The following is a 17,316-nucleotide window of genomic DNA, read 5'->3' as shown; positions in this document are numbered from 1 at the left end:
GTAATGGGAAGTACGGGAGGAGAAGGCGAAAGCAGCACAACCGAAGAAAGCTATACTCCCCCCAACCCTCCTGCTCTCTTGGATGTTTCCTACAGCGGAAAGACGAGCAGGATGGGTAGGGGAATACTCTCAACAACGATAACCAAAGGCAGAACTCACAGAGACAGTGGATCAGCTATTGGGGACCCCTCACAGCTTCCTCGACGAACCAAAGAATACTTTATGCCCCAAAGAGATTGCTCGTGGGAAATATTTTTTGTTTGAATCGATCTGCGCCATCTATATAACAGCCCCTGCACCGGATACCGAAGCGACTTGGCCTGCCACACGTACTTGGACTAAGCGGATTAGGTACAGCCGACTCCTCGAAGCGTACCAAAAGGTACTAACGCCCTTTCTCTGGTTGTAATGAGATTCCCGAACTGGCTGCCTAAACGTGACTATCTTTCGCTTGAAGAAACTAGTGGAGATGATGGGACTCGAACCCACGACCCCCTGCTTGCAAAGCAGGTGCTCTTCCAGCTGAGCTACATCCCCAAAGTGGGGCTAGCTGGACTCGAACCAGCGACCTCAGCATTATCAGTGCTGCGCTCTAACCAACTGAGCTATAGCCCCAAAGGCCTCTATCATCTTAGATTTCACATCAATCGGCGCGCGCGCCCTTGAGGTAAATCTTAAAGCCACCGACTAGATCGATAGCTAGGTTGAACATCTTAACCGCTACTGTCGTCAACGCCGCCGAAATAACTACCCAAACCACACCCAAAGCGGTGGCAGCTATAAATATCTCAAGACCGATCAGGTGGTACGTCGATGAACCAAGAAGCGAATCGATAAGATGGTTCAACTTCGCCTCGTACCCACTGGTTCCAAGAAGAAACCAAAGGATAACACCTGCGACCAAAAATGTGAGCATCAAGAAGGTGTAAAAGAGCACGGATATCCTGAATATAGAGGTAGCTCCCACCTCAGTTATGAAGACCGCCTGACCTTTTCCGGAACTTCGTGTAGTTGCACGAGTGGGTTTTTTCTTCAGACTGGATGCTGCCCTATTGGAAGTCCCGACTGATGGTCGTGGTCTACGACTTTGGGCAGATGTACTTTCAGGACTCATTCAGAAGTCTTTTCCTCAACTATAAAATCTCGCCACATTCTATCGGTCAGTCGCTCGACACTGGAACTAATCCAACAGATGTCACCGTTTGATCCTTGTCTAGCTGAATAATCTTGACTCCAAGAGCGTCTCTGCCTTGAGATGCAATCTGACCGGCGGCCGTACGAATCGTTACCCCGCTTGAACTAACTACCAGAACCTCGTCTTCTTCGCTAACAAAAAGCGCCTCGACAACGTAACCTCTATCGGGCGAGACCTTGATACTCCTTACACCTTGTCCACCGCGCTGCTGACGGGGAAACAGTCTCGTCTGAATCCTCTTGCCATATCCTTTATCGGTAACGACCAAAGTCTCCCGGGAAAAGTCTGCTTTTTCACCCGAAACAACACGATCACCTTCACGAAGCTTCATTCCCTTTACCCCTGAGGTCGCCCTACCTGTAGATCTCACCTCAACAAGAGGGAACCTAATAGCTTGTCCATTTCTCGAAAACAGAATTGCATCATCGTTGTCGGTCGCAACAAATACCTTTACAAGCTTATCGCCCTCTCTTAGATCGATAGCGATCAGTCCATCTCTTCTGGACCTGTCGTACTCCATCAGAGGCGTCTTTTTGACCTGTCCATTGGCAGTCACAAAAACCAACTCAGAGGCCTCAGGAAAACTCATAGTATCTAAGATCGCCGCCACTGATTCTTCTCCATCAAATGGAAGAAGGTTTACTATCGCCGTCCCGCGAGCACTACGTTCAAAACGTGGGACTTCGTAACCTTTGATCCTGTAAACACGACCACGTGAGCTAAACACAAGAAGGTAAGAGTGGGTAGTTGTATGGATTATGTGGTTAACTAAATCTTCCTCCTTCATCTTCGCACCCACAACACCGCGCCCCCCACGACCTTGCGTCTTAAACGCAGCATCAGAAAGAGACTTTATGTAGCCAGACTTCGTAACCATGACCACAATAGGCTCATCACTAATCAGATCTTCGTCTTCAAGATTGCCCGGATCTGAAATGATCTGCGTTCGCCTGGGGTTTTTATACTTGTCTCGAATCTCAGTGAGTTCCGTCTTTATTACTTCCCGCAGCTTCTCCGAAGAACCCAATATTTCTTCGAGCTCTGCTATCGTCTCGATCAGCTTACGCATCTCAGATTCGAGCTCTTCCCTACCGATACGAGTCAGGCGACCGAGCGTGAGATCTAAGATATGGTTTGCTTGGATCTCAGAAAACTCAAAGGGTTCGTTCATGAGTTTCGATCTGGCTTCGCCTCGATCCACTGAAGAACGAATCGCCTCGATAACTTGATCCAAGATATCAATGCACCTGAGTAAGCCCTCTACGATGTGAGCTCGTTCCCGAGCCTTTCTGAGCCTGTATTGGCTTCGACGGGTAACCACTTCGACCTGATGGTCGATGTAATGCGAAAGCATGGAACGAAGACTTAGAGTGCGAGGCACATTGTCAACTAGCGCCAGCATGTTTGCAGAGAACGATGTCTGCATGGGAGTGTGTTTGTAGAGGTTATTTAGAACTACCTTTGGATTTGCATCTCTTTTTAGATCGACTACTATCCGCGTCCCACGCTGTGCGGTAGAGTCCGTCACATCCGCAATACCGTCAAGCACTTTAGCGTCAACAAGAGCTCCTATTTTTGCAGATATCTGCTCTACCGATGTCTGATAAGGGATCTCAGTAACGATAATCTGTGCGTTAGATCCCTTATTCTCTACGATCTCTGCTACTGCTCGTAGCTTTATCGACCCTCGTCCGGTCTCATAAATATCACGGATACCTGATCTCCCAAGAACGTAGGCTCCAGTAGGAAAGTCAGGACCCTTCACAAACATCATTAGGTCAGAGGTAGTGGCTTCTGGATTCTCAAGGAGGTAGATAGTTGCGTCGATCACCTCTTCGAGATTGTGTGGAGGTATTTGCGTAGCCATACCTACGGCAATACCTTGCGATCCATTTACCAATAGATTCGGAAAACGAGCTGGAAGTACGGTTGGTTGTGTCTCTGTACCGTCGTAGTTTGGTTCAAAGTCAACGGTCTGTTCATCTAATCCCGCCATGAGCTCCATCGATATAGGTGCAAGTTTGCACTCGGTATACCGAGGCGCAGACGGCCCCATAGCGGGATCCGGCGAGCCAAAGTTGCCATGTCCGGAGATAAGTGGGTGTCTCAGGGAAAAATCTTGGACCATACGAGCAAGCGCGTCATAGATGGCACTATCACCATGAGGGTGAAACTTACCCATCACTTCGCCAACCACCTTGGCACACTTTACGTAACTACGGTCTGGTCTGTGCCCCTCTGCGTACATTGAGTAAAGTATTCTTCTGTGTACGGGCTTCAATCCATCCCTAACATCAGGAAGTGCCCTAGAGATGATGACCGACATCGAGTACTCAAGAAACGATCGCTCCATCTCTTCTTGGAGTTCGATAGGTTCTATCGCTTCCGCAATACTGGTGGAACCACCATCTGTATCCCTGTTACTTGGTGACAACTAGTCTTCCTTTACCCTATACGTCTAAAAAGCGCACGTCTTTAGCGTGCGTCTGAATAAAGTTCCTACGAATATCTACGTCGTCGCCCATTAAAATTGAACAGATCTCATCCGCCATAGCGGCCTGCTCCATGGTAATTTGAAGAAGGGTTCTCCTGGCTTTATCCATGGTCGTCGACTGGAGTTCATCAAAGTCCATCTCACCCAGGCCCTTCAAACGGTTGAACTCCGCCTTGTGGTTTGGACGTTCCTCTAGAAATCTCTTCCGTGCCTGATCGTCTTTTAGGTATATCTTTTCATTACCGACCTGCGTTGAGTAAAGGGGCGGTTGAGCGACGAATACATGACCCGCTTCGACTAGTGGTTTCATCTGCCGGAAGAAAAAGGTTAGCAGGAGCGTGCGAATATGCGATCCGTCCACATCTGCGTCAGCGAGGATAATGATTTTATGATACCGAATTTTAGAGAGGTCGAACTCATCACCAACGTTCGCGCCTATTGCTGATATCAAAGACTGGATCTCCTGATTGGCCAGCATCTTATCGAGACGCGCCCTCTCCACGTTTAAGATCTTTCCTCTAATTGGTAAGATAGCCTGCGTCCGAGGGTCACGACCATCTTTTGCAGAACCCCCTGCAGAGTTTCCCTCTACTATGAATAGCTCACATTCACTGGGCTTTCTCGAGGTGCAATCGATAAGCTTGCCAGGAAGCCCGGCTCCTCCGAGGGCAGACTTTCGACGGGTAAGTTCTCTAGCTTGTCTTGCAGCCATTCGAGCCCTCGCTGCCTGAATCGCCTTTTGAACGATAACCTGGGCTTCCTTGGGATTCTCTTCTAACCACTCACTCAATTTTTCGTTCGTTACTCGTTCAACTAAAGACCTGATGGAAGGATTGCCGAGCTTTGTCTTGGTTTGCCCTTCAAACTGTGGGTTTTCAAGGCGAACAGAGACGATTGCAGTTAGACCCTCTCGAATATCTTCGCCTAAGAGATTCTCATCTTTTTCTTTCAGGGACCCCTTGGATCTGGCGTACTTGTTTACAACCTGGGTGATGGACTTCCTAAATCCTTCAGCATGCATTCCACCTTCTTCGGTTGAAATACCGTTAGCAAAGGAGTGTATCCCTTCGTAATAGCCGGAGTTCCATTGGAAGGCGATCTCGAGCTCCTGGCTGTCCTCCTTTGCCTCAAAGTACCCAACCTTTTTGAACAGGGCCTCTTTAGGTGCGTTGAGGTGGTGTACAAAGTCTATTATGCCACCATCGTACTTGAAGGTTACCTTTTGTTCTTTGCCTTCTCTTTGGTCTTCGAAGTCAACTCTAAGTGAGCGATTCAGGAACGCTATAACCTGAAGACGTTCCACCACCCTTTGAGCCTGGAACTCCACCTCTTCAAAGATCTCTGGGTCTGGCCAGAATGTGACAGCTGTTCCTCTCCTACCTTTGGGAGAGTTTCCAACCACCTTCAGTGGACCGGTTGGATTTCCGCCCTTTACAAACTCCATGTAGTGGTGCTTTCCGTCTCTATCTATCTCAAGCACCAGCCTTTGGGATAGAGCGTTTACAACCGATACACCCACTCCGTGCAACCCACCTGAGACTCGGTATCCACCGCCACCAAACTTTCCCCCTGCGTGTAGTACGGTTAGGACTATCTCGGCTGCGCTTTTGGTGGGATCAGAGGGGTGTGGATCTACAGGTATTCCTCGTCCATTATCAACGACCCGACACCCTCCATCAGCTAAAAGAGTTACCTGAATGTGGTCACACTGCCCGGCCATGGCCTCATCGACCGCGTTGTCAACGACCTCCCAGATAAGGTGATGCAACCCTGAAGGCCCTGTCGATCCGATGAACATTCCTGGGCGCAACCGTACAGGCTCCAATCCCTCAAGGATGGTTATATTCTCCGCGCCGTACTCTCTAATCTCTGGATCTACCTCAGACAACTTACCCCTTTTGGTGCACTTGGACAACGCAAACGACCGGAATGGGTCGATGACATTACTGCCTAGTTATTCTAATCTGCTGGTCGGCTCTCATCCTATCTACTGGATCTGCTGCGAACGACGCGTAGCTGAATAAGCTTCCCGTCAAACAACTCCTGCAACTCTCGTTCATACTGTCGCTTGCGCATCACAAGACTCTGATAGCAGGTCTCTGATTCACTATAGATCACGACCTCGTGGTCGTTGATCTCACCAATGCTCATCAGGTGAAAGAGATTATCTCCTACGCTTTTCCTCAAAGCACTACAGATCGCTTCTCTGGTATCTACACTCGACAACTTCAGTCTACTGACAAGTATCGCCAGGGAGTCAGAGATGGAAATCTGTGGTGGGTCAACCTCTGGTCGGTTAGACATAATTTATCTTTCCGTCTTCGACCTTCAACACTTGACTCACCTCTAAAGAGTCGGGAACAAAGGTCCCAGTCACAAACACCTGCGACTTAGGCAGAGACATAAACAGCCTTGCTGAACGGTCTGAATCTAGTTCTGACAAGATGTCATCTAGTATTACGAGGGGAGTACGACCAGTCTCTTGAGAGATCAGAAGTGCGGTGGCAAGACGTATCGAGACCGCTATCGCTCGAACCTCTCCTTGAGAGGCCTGGTGTCTAGCCAGCTGAGCACCGGAAAATATCTCAAGCTCATCTCTGTGGGGTCCCACCAAAGTGGTTAGGCGACGAAGGTCTTGTTCAATTGACATCTCCAAGGCCTCTCTAAGCTCACCCTCCCAAGACCTCTTATAGGATAAAGACAAGTCCAAGGACTCCGTGGCAACTTTAGAGTAGGCGTCAACAATCCAGTGAGACATCTCTACGACCAGTGATTCCCTAAGCAAAGCAAGCTCTTCACCTAAAACTGCTATGCGTTCGTTCCAGACGGCCAAAGTATCAGATATCGAAGGTGACAACCTCCCTTGGGATTGGCGCAGAAGTGCGTTCCGTTGCGAGAGCGCACGTGAGTAGTTAGCAACTACAAACGATCCCTTTCCACCAAGGACTGAGATCAGATCATCTAGAAGATCACGTCTCAAGCTCGGAGCGCCTTTGATCAGAGTCAGATCTTCTGGTTGGAACACCACTACTGGGAAGAGATTTGTAAGGTTATGAATCGATCGTAGAGATTTGGAGTTCAATAAGTATGTAAAGTCAGAACTTCGATAGAACGCAGTGTCTATATCAAACTCCCGAGTTCCATCTTGTACAGTTGCCTTCACCCTAAAGAAACTCGACTGGTCTCCAAGCAGCACATCTCTCGTTGGAGCTCTAAAGGATCTGGCCCGCAAAGCAAAGAATACCCCTTCAACGAGATTTGTCTTTCCTTGTCCATTATTACCGACTACAAATGTCACACCCTCGGGCACAAAGTCGATGTTGACACTCAGCCAGTTTCGGAAGTTGACAAGCTCTAAGGCCTTTACCTCCATCTTTGATATCTAACGAAACTTGACCGGCATCAGTAGATACTGATACTCACGGTTATCAGCGTTTGAGATGCAGGCGGGCCTATTGTTCTCAGTGAACTCCACCCTCACAAACTCACTCTCAACCGCCTCCACTCCCTCAGCTAGAAGCTCTGGGTCAAAGGCTACTACAAACTCATCTCCCGAGAAAGTTACATCGATCTCGTCTTCTGCCTGTCCCACCAGAGGGATTCTCACGGAGAGTTTGAGGGTCGTGTCAGAGAGTTCGAACTTGAGATGGGTTCCTATATCTCGCGCTTCGCGAGCCATCCTCCTAAGTCTTCTTATGGACTCGAGCAGAGATGACTTATCTGCAATTAGGACTCTTGGATAGGAAGGTTGAAGTAGCTGACGATAGTCCCTGAATCTCCCGTCTATGAGTCTGGTCGTGAGACTCCAGTTACCAAATTGAAAAGCTGCTTCTTTTGCACCCATAGAGATAGCGAGATCTGAATGTCCCGGTTTTAGATTATGGGTAAGACGTTCAAGCTCAGTTAGGGCCCTCGCTGGTACGATCACTTCAGTATCGTCGTCAGTAGGAAGGAAGTCTGCTCCTTCGATGTCTCTAAGTGCAAGACGAATCCCATCTGTACATACAAGCCTTATTCCCGACTCCGTTTTAGTGAAAAGAACACCTGTATACAATAGGTCCCTGCTATCGTCTTTTGAAGCAGCTCTAGTTACTTGTCTTAATGCAGATGTAAACTCTTTGTCGTTGAGCACTACGGGATCCGAAAGATGCTGTCTCAATCTTGGGGTATCTATATCGTTTAGAAGTTGTAACGAGAACTCAGTTCGTCCGGCTCTCATCTGGATTGTCGTGTCATCGGTCGCAATCTCCACAGCGCCTTCTGGCATAGATCTAAGCAGATCGCCAAATAGAGACGGTGGTACAAAGGCCACACCGTCTTCAACATTAGAAACTGAGATAGATGCCGAGATGCTCATCTCCGGACCATTACCAATTACGGTACAGGTATTCGAGGAGAGCTCGAGACGAACACCAGATGTTCCACGACTCCCAAGCGCCCGCCCGGCCCCTATCACTGCTTCAGAGAGTTCATCTCTTTCGCACAGAAACTTCACCAGATATCCTTTCTTCTTTATATATAAAGCTAGCAGTAGCAATAGGGCCTGTGGATTGTGTGGATAACTCCGTTTTACCTTGAAAATGCCGTTTAAGTTTTACACAACCTTGGGCAATACATCCACAGATAGATGATCCGTTGTGGATGGGCCTCTGTCCACTGTGTGGAAAACAAACACGTTGTCCACAGTTCGTAGTCGAGTTAACAACTGCTGAAGTTAAGGTTATCCACATCTTATCCACACCTCAACAGTCTGTGAATCTCAGTGACCTGATCATATATTTCGCGTGAGCTTTGCATCTGCTTGGAGATCTTGTCTACTGCGTGCATGACTGTTGTGTGATCTCGACCCCCAAACTCCTTTCCGATCACAGGATAAGACATCTCTGTTAGCTCTCGAGTCAGGTACATGGCTATCTGCCGAGCTGTGGCTATCGGCTTTTTCCTTGAATCACCGTATATGTCGAGGGGTGTTACCTTGAGATGGTGTGAGGTCGCCTCAACTATCTGTCGTACCGTGGGTCTATTAGACACCCTATCATTATCTCCGACTAGGTCAGCTAGGACCCTCTTAGTCAAGCTCTCTGTTATGGGCTGCCCGGTAAGGTTTGCAAATGCAGTTACTCGAGTTAGAGCTCCTTCGAGCTCCCGAATGTTGTCTTTAACAGAGGTTGAGATTAGAGACACTACCTCGGTCGGAACTACAACTCCTAACTCTTCGACTTTTTTTGAGACTATAGCCATCCTAGTCTCAAGGTCAGGAGCCTGGATGTCTGTAGTAAGCCCCATCACAAACCTCGATTTGAGTCTGTCTTCAAGGGTCGCGAGTGCTCTCGGCGGACGGTCAGAGGTTAGGACTATCTGTTTATGTTCGCCATAGAGCGAGTTGAAGGTGTGGAAGAACTCTTCCTGAAAGGCCTCTTTGTTTTCTAGAAACTGAACGTCGTCGACCAAGAGCACGTCGCATTGCCGATATCGAGCTTTGAACTCAGAGGTCTTGTTTTGGCGTATTGAATTTACGAACTCGTTTAGGAAGGACTCGGTGGATACGTACCTTACATATAGACCTGGATAGTGATGAGCAAGATAGTTCCCTATAGCCATCAGTAGATGGGTCTTACCAAGACCAGCGTCACCGTGAATAAAGAGGGGATTATATGTTGACGCTGGTTGTTCGGCAACAGATAGAGCTGCGGCGTGTGCAAAGCGGTTGGAAGGACCAATAACAAAGGTGTCGAAGCTGTATCGTTCGTCGAATGCAGAGCTCTTATCTGCCTTTGTGTATCCCTTCATTGTGTTGCTGTTTGGAGCATCGAAGATTGATGGTGATCCGGACGCTTTCCAATCCCGCCGTCCTTTGGATGAAGTTGGTTTGTTGAAGCCCTCACCTTTGGTCTGTGTCTGATTTATACGAACCGTCATCTCTTCCCCTAAGTGGTCGTTTATGACCTCGTTTAGGACCGTGAGGTAACGACTTTGAATACGTTCTTTCACAAGAGTTGATGGGGTAGAGAGGGTTATGGTGTCTTTTGAGATCTCAGTTGGTTCTAGGGAGTAAAACCATGCATTCCACGTTGCGTCACCGAGACGATCGCGTAGTCGAGCTGATACGGCGCCCCAGACCGTAGCTACCTCTTCCATCCTTACTCCTTCGAGATATGGAGTCTCCGAACATTGGAGAACTAGTTTCCCAAAAACACTGTTCTGTGGAAATATGAAACTAGTACATACCAAGGACAAAAGTGTCGAAAAAAGGATAAAATTTTAAACAATTTGAATGGAAAAATACCAGGTTAAAGCATAGAAGAAGCTCTAAGTGAACTCTAAAGTATGACACAAGTTTCAAGGTTGCCGTGTAACTCAACATCACCTTTAGGGTTCATAAGACCACTTTGAGTGTGGTAAGTGAAGCGAGGCAGCGTCTCTCATCTTGGATCGTATAGGTATAATAAAGGGTCACTACTTCGCATGATAAAAAGGTGTAGAGCATATGAAACGAACTTTTCAGCCAAATAATAGACGCCGTAAAAGAAAGCACGGTTTCCGAGCACGTATGTCAACTAGAGCCGGTAGAGCAATCCTTAAAGCTAGGAGGGCCAAGGGGCGTAAGCGTTTAAGTGCGTAGGCTGACGTGCCTTATCTCCTCGGTTCGATTCGATCACAACAGGAGTTCAGGCTTTTAGGTTATTCTAGAGTTTCGGCCTCAACCCCAAGCATGAGGGTAAAGGCTGTTTTGATGGAGTCTGAAGAGATAAAAACTGCCTTTGCTCTCCCCAAGAAGGAGTTTCCACTTGCTGTAGAACGCAATCTCATTAGGAGGCGACTTCGAGGAGTATTTCGCGAGTTGTCCAATAGCAGAGACCTTTGCGGCGGTCTCTATCTTGTTATGGGTAGGAGAAGTCTTATAAATCTAACCTACAATGATATGTTGGGTGAGTTGCGTTATCTTTTAGAACGGATCTACGGTAGCAGTACTCCTGAGAGGAAGATTTAGTGCCAAGGAAGATAGGCGAATCTAGAAACTTATTGAGTAAGTTCATGATATTCGCTATTCATGTCTATCAGAAGTTTAGAGAGGGTAAACCGTCTCCGTGCCGATTCATGCCGAGCTGTTCTGAGTACGCCGTGGAAGCTATTGAGGTTCATGGACCTGTTCATGGTTCTTTGTTAGCTGTAAAGCGTATCGCCCGATGTAATCCGTTTGGTTCAAGTGGAATCGATCTCGTCCCTCCTCGAAAAGGTCAGGTATAAGTCAAATGTCCTTTCTAAGTAGTATCTTCCGGCCGATCTTTGAGCTAATGGCTGGGCTTATAGCTCTTTACTTTAGTTGGGTGCATAGTTACAGCTTCGCTATTGCACTACTTACCATCACCGTCATGGTTGTGATCTCCCCTCTTACTGTGATCTCGACGAGGTCTATGCTGCAGATGCAGGCTCTGCAGCCTAAGGTCAAGGAGCTTCAAAAAAAGTATGGCAAAGACAGACAGGCTTTGCTCGAGGCACAACAGGCTCTTTTTAAAGAGCACAAAGTTTCGCCAGCATCAGGCTGTCTACCGATGCTCCTACAGCTTCCTCTTTTATTTGTTATGTACGATGTCATTAGAGGTTTGACCAATACCGTTGGCCCTCACCACATTGCGTCACCAAAGTACATCGGCCACACAACGTTACTTTACAAAGATCTTATAGCTTCCCACGGGGCTATGCACTCGTTGGGGATCAATCTAGCTGTCGCTGCCACCAGCTTCAAAGGATCTTTCTTGGGAGCTTTACCCTACTACTTCATGGTGTTGCTTGCAGTAGGTCTACAGTTTCTACAGACTTGGCAGATAACTGCAAAAAACCCAACTGCTGCTAAGGCAAACCCTCAAGCGTTGATGATTCAGCGATTTACCCCAGTCATCTTTGGAGTTATCTATATCGGTATTCCTTCTGGGGTAAACCTTTATTTTGTAGTTTCGGGACTTTTCAGAGTTATCCAACAAGAGATTATGTGGAGAAGAGACCCTGTGCTCAGAGCACACTCTCAGAACGCCCGTGAGAAAAAAAAAGAGGCTGAAGGTTCCACAAAACAACTTAGTTCATCTTTAGGTAACACCAACAGTAAGCAAGGTGGAAAACTGGTCAAGAGCGCAGAAGAGAAAGACTCCCAGTGGATCGACAAGAGTAAGACCAACACAAGAAGCTCTCAAGGCCAGATAAGGAGACGCGGTGCGCAAAGAAATGACATTTCCGGCCGTGGTGCTCGACAAGCGGGTCCGCGCAGAGAGTCGAAGCGGCGTGGCTAGGTTATAGTTCACACTTTGTCTTTGTGTAGTACTTATATGTTCGTGAGGTGTTGATGGAATGGGTTGAGACCACCGGTAAGACGGTGGAAGAGGCCAAAGAGGCCGTGTTGGATGAGCTTGGTGTTGACTACTCTGAGGCTGAGTTCGAGATCCTAGAGGAGCCGAAGGTCGGTTTCTTAGGTCTTTCAAAGAGACCGGCTCGGGTTAGGGGTCGGATTATCCCGGTGACTCCGAAATCTAAGGATGGCAGACGGATGAAGAGAAGAAAGCCATCTCAGGTGCGTGACGAGGCTGGCTCTAATAACAAAGTCGCTACTGGGTTAGATCGAGAAGGCAAGCCTGCGCAAAATGGATATCGACCAGAGAGGAATAAAGATATGCAAGACAAAGATACGGAGCGCAGTAAGGCTGGGGAGGATTCTCCCAAGCCAGAGATCTCCCGTACTGAACTGGCGGTTGTAGCGCAGCACTTCTTGGCCGACCTTCTTTACGAGCTTGAGATGTTAGCAACGGTCTCCATCGACCATCTCGATGACGATTCGATGGAACTATCCATAACTGGGGATAACCTAGGCTCTCTCATTGGTCAAAAGGGGTCCGTGATAGCAGCTGTGCAAGAGCTCACGAGAGCGGTGGTCCAGGCTCATGCTGGGGATTCCGCAGGGCGTGTGATGGTTGATGTGGACGGTTATCGTAAGAAGCGCCGGGAGGCGTTGGAGAGATTTACAAGGTCAATGGCTGAAGTTGTGCTATCTACGGGTGAGGAAAAGGTCTTTGAACCCATGGTGTCTTCTGAGCGTAAGGTTGTGCATGATGTCGTGGCTCAAATAGAAGGCGTATCCTCACGATCTGAGGGTGAAGAGCCGAATCGGTATGTGGTGATTTTCGCTTCTAGTGTGGAAGAGGCGAAGGACCAACAAGGCGCCGAGGTCAGTTCATAGACTGAATGGATAGTCGTTTTGATTGGGTAATTCAGTCACAAAGTTATGGTTTTTTAGGTCCGTCTGCTCCAAAGATTCATTTGGAGCAGGCGTTATTTTTTTGTGACACTATCAGCGATCTTTCGGATAAGGTTACAAAAGGGAAGGGACTGCGTCTTGCGGACCTTGGTACCGGTGGAGGATTTCCAGGACTAGTTATAGCTCAGGTTCTTGATTATCTTCAGGTCGTGTTGATCGAGTCCATGCAGAAAAGAGCCAAGTTCCTAGAGGATGTCATTAGGTCATATGGATTGACTGAACGATGTAGCGTGGTTTCAGAACGAGCTGAGATCCTTGGCAATGATCCTGACTTTAGAGAAGCGTTTGACTTTGTTACAGCGAAGGCCTTTGGAAGGCCGGGGGTTACAGCCGAGTGTGGATCAGGACTTGTCTCGGTCGGAGGTTTCTTGGTTGTCTCTGATCCCCCCTCTGTGGATCAGCGAGACAGACGCTGGCCTGATCGTGAGCTGGCGTCGCTTGGACTACGTTACTCTGATAAATTGCAAGCACCGTTCGCTCTTAGTGTGATGACCAAGACTAGGAAGTTGAGTAAGTGTTACCCAAGAAATACTCAAAGGTTGATGAAGGAACCACTCTTCTGAGAGTCCTGGCTGTTATGTACAGATGGGATCGTTAGTTTGTAATCAAGGATCACCAATATCGTCCACAAAGGTTGCGAGATTACGCATCGGGGACTGCGATAGATAAAGATGTACAGGCCTCAGCGACTGTGTGGCCCTGCTTTGCGGCGTAGGTTCGTTGCCGGGTGTAGGGTGTTCGTAGCTTCCATCCTTGTACTGTAGAGGGTTTATTTTACTTCACGTAAATGGTTCTGCGTAGAGAGACTCCCTTGATGGCTATGGATCATTCTTGTAGAGCAAGTTAGTTGCAGGGTACCTAATCGGTTCGCGAGGCGATGATATCACTACAAGGATTAGGATCCAAAGATATTCTTGGTATGCGCCGTTAGGGATAGGTCCGTGTCAAAAGTTCGAAGTTCAGACGCTGTTCTTGTGTAAACTCGGTGTGCTTCAAGTGCGATGTCTCTGAAAGACACTAGTTCCGGTTTGATCACAGGATCGACACGATCAGCTGCTTTGGCCAGAAGAGTATGTCTCTGTTGTTTGCGATCGGTGCTGAGAGATCACTGTTATGGGAAAGACTCGTCGGGAACGTGTGAGTAGCTTCCCTGTAAGGGATTACCGTCTTGAGTGGTTGCTAAAGTTTGTTCTCTTGGCTCAGCGTTTGGCCTGCTACTGTGTCGATGGCTATGCTTTGAGCTATGTTGTTAGATGCTGCCCACTCTGCGAAGCGCAGTCTCTGATCTTTTGTTTGCAGGCGTTGAGAGTTTCACGTGAAACTTAGAGGTATCAGTAGCGTTGTGGCAACCGCATTCGCCAATAGCACCTTATATTTATCTGTTTCGCACGAAACTTAGGGGAGCTCCTACCCTATGCAAATGACACAGTGCGATACTGCATTTAAGGCGGCCTAGGACTCCTATAGTATATGTCTAAAGGATAGTGACTGCGAGGGAACACCAGTGGATTCAAAACAGACAAAAGTGGTTGCCGTCGCCAACCAAAAGGGTGGAGTTGGTAAGACTACTACTACCGTGAATCTTTCTGCGGCTCTCGCTGAGATGGGACAGAGAGTTTTAGTAATTGATCTTGATCCTCAGGGTAATGCATCGACGGGTCTTGGCATAAATTCGAGAGCAGTAGAGCTCTCGGTGTATGACGTATTGATGAAAGACGTGGGGATTGAAGATGTGACTGAGTCATCCGCAGTTAAGAATCTGTTTGTCGTACCGGCTACGATAGACCTAGCCGGGGCGGAGATCGAACTTGTATCTGTATTTAGTCGAGAGACCAAGCTGAAGCGTAGCCTAGAAGGGGTTATAGGGGAATATGATTACATATTTATCGATTGCCCGCCCTCACTTGGTCTTCTTACCATCAATGCCCTTTCCGCAGCGCAGTCGGTTATGGTGCCGATCCAGTGTGAGTACTATGCACTCGAGGGATTGTCGCAACTTTTCCGGAACGTCAAACTCGTCCAGGCGAGTCTCAATCCAGCTCTCAACGTTGACTATGTAGTTATGACCATGTATGATGCCAGAACAAAACTATCGGAGCAGGTGGTTGACGACGTCAAGAATTTTTGTGGTGATATCGTCTGCAAAACTATAATACCAAGGAGCGTCAGAATCTCCGAGGCGCCCTCATTTGGACAGCCGATAACGGTCTTTGATCCAAGCTCGCGCGGTTCTATCTCTTATCGCTCTCTTGCTGAGGAGGTTATCAAACATGGCTAGGGTTTCCGGTTTAGGGCGTGGACTTAGTTCTCTGATTCCTGTTGACGGTAATAGTGACGCAGACTCGTCTCTACAAAATATCCTGATCTCGGCTATTGTGCCTAATAGGTTTCAGCCACGACGAGTCTTTGACGAAGAATCCATTGCTTCCTTAGCGGAATCGATAGCAACGATAGGTGTCTTGCAACCGGTGCTCGTGAGAAGATTAGATGATACGAGTTACGAGCTGATCGCTGGTGAGCGTAGGCTACGTGCGGCACGGAGAGCCGGTCTAGATCGAATACCTGCTGTCGTACAGAGTGCCAAGGACCAGGAGTCCTTAGAAAGAGCAATTGTAGAGAATCTTCATCGTGCTGATCTCAACCCACTGGAAGAGGCCGGGGCATATAAACAACTCATAGACGATTTCAATCTAACCCAGGAAGAGGTAGCGAAACGTGTTGGTAAGAGTCGTGTTGCTATTACAAATACGCTTAGGATGCTACAGTTACCCCCGGCGATTCAACGGATGGTTGGAGCGGGTGAAATATCGGCGGGTCACGCCAGGGCAATCTTAGGTATCCCTGACCAGCGTAAGCAGGTTGAATTAGCGGAAGAAGTAGTAAAGTCCGATATGTCGGTCAGACAGGTGGAGGAGAGGGTTAGATTACTCAAGGAAGAGGTCCCGGAGACGACTGGCTTGCTGTCAAAAGCAAATGCTAAAACGGTTGAGAGACCATCGCAGGCCGACAAGTCTGCGGGAGTAGTGGAGTTGGAAAACCTTCTTCGAGAGCATCTCGATACTGAAGTCGTTGTAACCTTGGGTCAGGTTAGTTCATCTGGAATTCAAGGGGGAAGAATTCAGATATCCTTCGGCAGCATAGAAGACTTGGAACGAATCTTCCGTACGATTCTGCACTGATCGCTTCAAACATTAAATCTCTACTTGAAGGATGCGATAAAGGTCATTGATGGGGTTTTACACACCTGTTGATAAAGTTGTGGATAACATCGACTTCGGATCAAGGAAGTGACCTCTGTTGATGTTTGGGAATGCATAGAGGTACAGGTGTAAGTAGTGGCGGTAACAGGTTGCATTTGCTATCAGCTCTAGAAAGGGCCTGCGATTAGGAGCCGCTTGATGTGTTGCGTGATAGGGGCTTTTGAGGTAAGGGTGACGTGGCAATGGCTCCTAGGTCTTATGAGAAACAAGACAAGGCGCTTACTAAGGCAGATTTAAGGATCGACTGTCTGAGAGTTAACCAGATCCAAATTTAATTCGATCCCGTTAAGTTGAATGCATCTAGGAGTCCGACTTGGTAAGGTCGGTCTGGGGTCGGCGATTGAGTAGCTGCCCACGTCCACGGAAGTAACGCATCGAACCACTGAAAGAGTAGGAGTTAGGTTTATATCACCTGACACCTGGAAGTTCTGCTCTAACGAAGTATTGAGGTACCTCGGTCCCTAAAGCAGATGAATCACCCTTTACCTGTAAGAGCACCTACTTAATCATGTATCTCTAGTACTCAGCTCCACCTTAGCGTTTGCTCCATAAGGACTGCGCCCACTAGGTGGAAGTGTTGGAGCTTGCGATTTTGAAAGGTGCTAGAGATCGATACGTCTTTCAAGATCGTCTTCGACGATTCGTGGCTGCACTATAGACTCGCCCACAAGGTGGCCGAAGTCTGCGCCAGCTTTAGGGATCGATCTGCGAATTTGCGATGTATTCTTCATAAGTTCGTAAAGTATCCGCTTTAGTTTCAGATATCTGTTCGGAAGTAAACTCACAGGGGACATAAAGCGAGGTTGTGTGCCTAAAGTTGTGCAAATAGGCCATAGAGTCTTTGGAACTGTGTCTATCTTAGTAAGTGGTTATAGAACTGTCATTGACTTTTGATCTTTATTTAGTCCTTGACAGTGGAAGTAGAGTGTCTATCAGTTATCGAGATCCAAGTAGGCAACCGGTTCATCACAGTGTGGACATAAGCCTCCGTGTCCAATACGAGAGCAGAACAGGTTACACCAAGGACATCTCTGAAGCTCAGGTACCGCTGTTCACAACTAGG

17 protein-coding genes and 2 tRNA genes are annotated in these 17,316 nt (G+C 47.9%); 9 read left to right on the top strand and 10 right to left on the bottom strand.

The annotated features are described in order from the left end of the window. Positions 1 to 264, top strand: a 264-nt coding sequence (locus BUA24_RS12830) for a hypothetical protein (RefSeq protein WP_218587466.1), incomplete at its 5' end; no start/stop codon positions are given. 200 nt (positions 265 to 464) lie between these two features. On the opposite strand, the gene BUA24_RS10610 is transcribed toward BUA24_RS12830, so the two are convergent. The 9 genes from BUA24_RS10610 to dnaA form a co-directional block, all read right to left on the bottom strand. After that, positions 465 to 537, bottom strand: a tRNA-Ala gene (locus tag BUA24_RS10610). A gap of 4 nt (positions 538 to 541) precedes the next feature. Then, positions 542 to 615: transfer RNA gene (locus BUA24_RS10605), tRNA-Ile, on the bottom strand. A 28-nt stretch (positions 616 to 643) separates the two neighbouring features. Beyond that, positions 644 to 1,114 carry a DUF3566 domain-containing protein gene (locus BUA24_RS10600; RefSeq protein ID WP_072792328.1) on the bottom strand — a complete coding sequence of 157 codons (471 nt, stop codon included), beginning with the start codon at positions 1,112 to 1,114 and terminating at the stop codon, positions 644 to 646. 46 nt (positions 1,115 to 1,160) lie between these two features. Continuing rightward, positions 1,161 to 3,629, bottom strand: a complete 2,469-nt coding sequence (gyrA, locus tag BUA24_RS10595; RefSeq protein WP_245790453.1) for a DNA gyrase subunit A — start codon at positions 3,627 to 3,629, stop codon at positions 1,161 to 1,163. A gap of 16 nt (positions 3,630 to 3,645) precedes the next feature. Then, on the bottom strand, positions 3,646 to 5,577 hold the full coding sequence (gyrB, locus tag BUA24_RS10590) for a DNA topoisomerase (ATP-hydrolyzing) subunit B (protein WP_072792326.1): 1,932 nt from the start codon (positions 5,575 to 5,577) through the stop codon (positions 3,646 to 3,648). A 95-nt stretch (positions 5,578 to 5,672) separates the two neighbouring features. Continuing rightward, positions 5,673 to 5,993, bottom strand: coding sequence for a hypothetical protein (locus BUA24_RS10585; protein ID WP_072792325.1), 321 nt, complete (start codon positions 5,991 to 5,993; stop codon positions 5,673 to 5,675). Continuing rightward, positions 5,986 to 7,062, bottom strand: a complete 1,077-nt coding sequence (recF, locus tag BUA24_RS10580) for a DNA replication/repair protein RecF (RefSeq protein WP_072792322.1) — start codon at positions 7,060 to 7,062, stop codon at positions 5,986 to 5,988. The genes BUA24_RS10585 and recF overlap by 8 nt, the downstream gene beginning before the upstream one ends. A 9-nt stretch (positions 7,063 to 7,071) precedes the next feature. Continuing rightward, the gene (dnaN, locus tag BUA24_RS10575; RefSeq protein ID WP_072792320.1) at positions 7,072 to 8,184 is read right to left on the bottom strand and encodes a DNA polymerase III subunit beta; all 1,113 of its coding nucleotides are present in this window, start codon (positions 8,182 to 8,184) and stop codon (positions 7,072 to 7,074) included. A gap of 236 nt (positions 8,185 to 8,420) precedes the next feature. Then, positions 8,421 to 9,827 carry a chromosomal replication initiator protein DnaA gene (gene dnaA / locus BUA24_RS10570; RefSeq protein ID WP_072792318.1) on the bottom strand — a complete coding sequence of 469 codons (1,407 nt, stop codon included), beginning with the start codon at positions 9,825 to 9,827 and terminating at the stop codon, positions 8,421 to 8,423. Positions 9,828 to 10,176: 349 nt separating this feature from the next. Here dnaA and rpmH point away from each other — a divergent pair, with 349 nt between their 5' ends. The 8 genes from rpmH (at position 10,177) to BUA24_RS10530 (ending at position 16,172) form a co-directional block, all read left to right on the top strand. Next, on the top strand, positions 10,177 to 10,311 hold the full coding sequence (rpmH, locus tag BUA24_RS10565) for a 50S ribosomal protein L34 (RefSeq protein WP_072792315.1): 135 nt from the start codon (positions 10,177 to 10,179) through the stop codon (positions 10,309 to 10,311). Positions 10,312 to 10,317: 6 nt separating this feature from the next. Continuing rightward, on the top strand, positions 10,318 to 10,680 hold the full coding sequence (locus BUA24_RS10560; RefSeq protein ID WP_072792310.1) for a ribonuclease P protein component: 363 nt from the start codon (positions 10,318 to 10,320) through the stop codon (positions 10,678 to 10,680). Between the two features lie 32 nt (positions 10,681 to 10,712). Next, positions 10,713 to 10,937 carry a membrane protein insertion efficiency factor YidD gene (gene yidD / locus BUA24_RS10555; RefSeq protein ID WP_072792330.1) on the top strand — a complete coding sequence of 75 codons (225 nt, stop codon included), beginning with the start codon at positions 10,713 to 10,715 and terminating at the stop codon, positions 10,935 to 10,937. A gap of 5 nt (positions 10,938 to 10,942) precedes the next feature. Beyond that, positions 10,943 to 11,974, top strand: coding sequence for a YidC/Oxa1 family membrane protein insertase (locus tag BUA24_RS10550; protein ID WP_072792307.1), 1,032 nt, complete (start codon positions 10,943 to 10,945; stop codon positions 11,972 to 11,974). Positions 11,975 to 12,027: 53 nt separating this feature from the next. Continuing rightward, complete coding sequence (gene jag, locus BUA24_RS10545) at positions 12,028 to 12,915, top strand: RNA-binding cell elongation regulator Jag/EloR (RefSeq protein ID WP_072792304.1); 888 nt, start codon at positions 12,028 to 12,030, stop codon at positions 12,913 to 12,915. Positions 12,916 to 12,920: 5 nt separating this feature from the next. Beyond that, entirely contained in the window at positions 12,921 to 13,556 is a 636-nt protein-coding gene (locus tag BUA24_RS10540) for a 16S rRNA (guanine(527)-N(7))-methyltransferase RsmG (RefSeq protein ID WP_084660437.1), read from the top strand. A 941-nt stretch (positions 13,557 to 14,497) separates the two neighbouring features. After that, positions 14,498 to 15,271, top strand: a complete 774-nt coding sequence (locus tag BUA24_RS10535; RefSeq protein ID WP_072792297.1) for a ParA family protein — start codon at positions 14,498 to 14,500, stop codon at positions 15,269 to 15,271. Then, positions 15,264 to 16,172, top strand: coding sequence for a ParB/RepB/Spo0J family partition protein (locus BUA24_RS10530; protein ID WP_072792294.1), 909 nt, complete (start codon positions 15,264 to 15,266; stop codon positions 16,170 to 16,172). The genes BUA24_RS10535 and BUA24_RS10530 overlap by 8 nt, the downstream gene beginning before the upstream one ends. A 683-nt stretch (positions 16,173 to 16,855) precedes the next feature. Here the strand turns inward: BUA24_RS10530 and BUA24_RS12275 are convergent. After that, positions 16,856 to 17,038, bottom strand: a complete 183-nt coding sequence (locus BUA24_RS12275; protein WP_143146526.1) for a hypothetical protein — start codon at positions 17,036 to 17,038, stop codon at positions 16,856 to 16,858. Positions 17,039 to 17,316: the final 278 nt, after the last annotated feature.

The organism is Ferrithrix thermotolerans DSM 19514, assembly GCF_900128965.1.
Classification (GTDB): domain Bacteria; phylum Actinomycetota; class Acidimicrobiia; order Acidimicrobiales; family Acidimicrobiaceae; genus Ferrithrix; species Ferrithrix thermotolerans.
The sequence above is the reverse complement of the archived record's forward strand: the minus strand, read 5'-3'. Positions and strand labels throughout refer to the sequence as shown.